At 61.2% G+C, this 903-nt stretch carries 1 protein-coding gene and 1 pseudogene; both read right to left on the bottom strand.

Annotation, left to right across the window (positions count from 1 at the left end; genetic code table 11):
• Nucleotides 1-240: 240 nt before the first annotated feature.
• Entirely contained in the window at nucleotides 241-438 is a 198-nt protein-coding gene (locus PGW49_RS10375; protein ID WP_270226452.1) for a type II toxin-antitoxin system RelB/DinJ family antitoxin, read from the bottom strand.
• A gap of 46 nt (nucleotides 439-484) precedes the next feature.
• Nucleotides 485-903 (bottom strand): annotated as a pseudogene (locus PGW49_RS10370) (hypothetical protein); the annotation flags it as partial.

Genomic DNA, 903 nt, shown 5'->3' with positions numbered 1-903 from the left:
CGGTCCGCCTTCGGCGGCACGTCGCCAGAACGGCTTACACCAACATTCTCGACACTACCATTATTTCTGGTGTCGAATAATAATCATAGGGCAGATCTATGGAGTTGAACGTGTATTTAACTCCATATGAGACGTGATTTATGATATAGAGTGCATTTCTAAAAATGTTTTCAGCATATTGTCTTTCTTTTAGATTAAAGTAGGCTCTGTTAGACCAGGATTGACATGCCGACCTGCCGGCTAACTCGCCGTCTCCCCGTCGGGCGCCGGCATCTTGACCCTCATCTCGAACGGCATCCCGCCCTCCCGGACGAGCGCCCTGAGGAACGCGTTGACGGCGGTGGACATGGACAGGCCGAGCTCGTCCAGGATGGCCGTGGCCTCCTTCTTGACCTCCGGGTCGATGCGGATCGTCGTGGCCGGTATGTTCGACGGCATGGCCTCACCCCTCCTCGTGTATCGCGGTGCGACCATTCTACCGCCTCTATGCGGCGGGCGCGGCCCAGTAGTCCATGTAGGGCGGCTCCACGTTGAACATGTCGCGGACGCGGCTCCTGCAGACGCCGTGCGCGAGCTGCCGCGCGACCGTGCGCCCGGCGGCGCCGGAATCGGTCGCCATGAAGGTTCGGCACCACCTGAACCAGGCGAGGTAGGCATCGAGGTGCTTCGTCGACACGCCCTTGAACGGCTCCATGAAGGCGCCGAGGAGCGAGTGGACGGTGCTGATCCGGTTGATGGTTCCCCCGGAGCGGTCCTTGGGGTCGTAGGCCGCGTGCGCGGCGACCTCGAGTTCCGCGAGGACATTGACGTAGACGGCCGCCCTGTCGGTCGCGACGACCGAGCCGGTAGTGTCGAGAATGTTGGTGTAAGCCGTTCTGGCGACGTGCCGCCGAAGGCGGACCG

This window comes from Collinsella aerofaciens (genome assembly GCF_027679495.1).
In the GTDB taxonomy this organism is placed as follows: Bacteria; Actinomycetota; Coriobacteriia; order Coriobacteriales; family Coriobacteriaceae; genus Collinsella; species Collinsella aerofaciens_AK.
The sequence above is the reverse complement of the archived record's forward strand: the minus strand, read 5'-3'. Positions and strand labels throughout refer to the sequence as shown.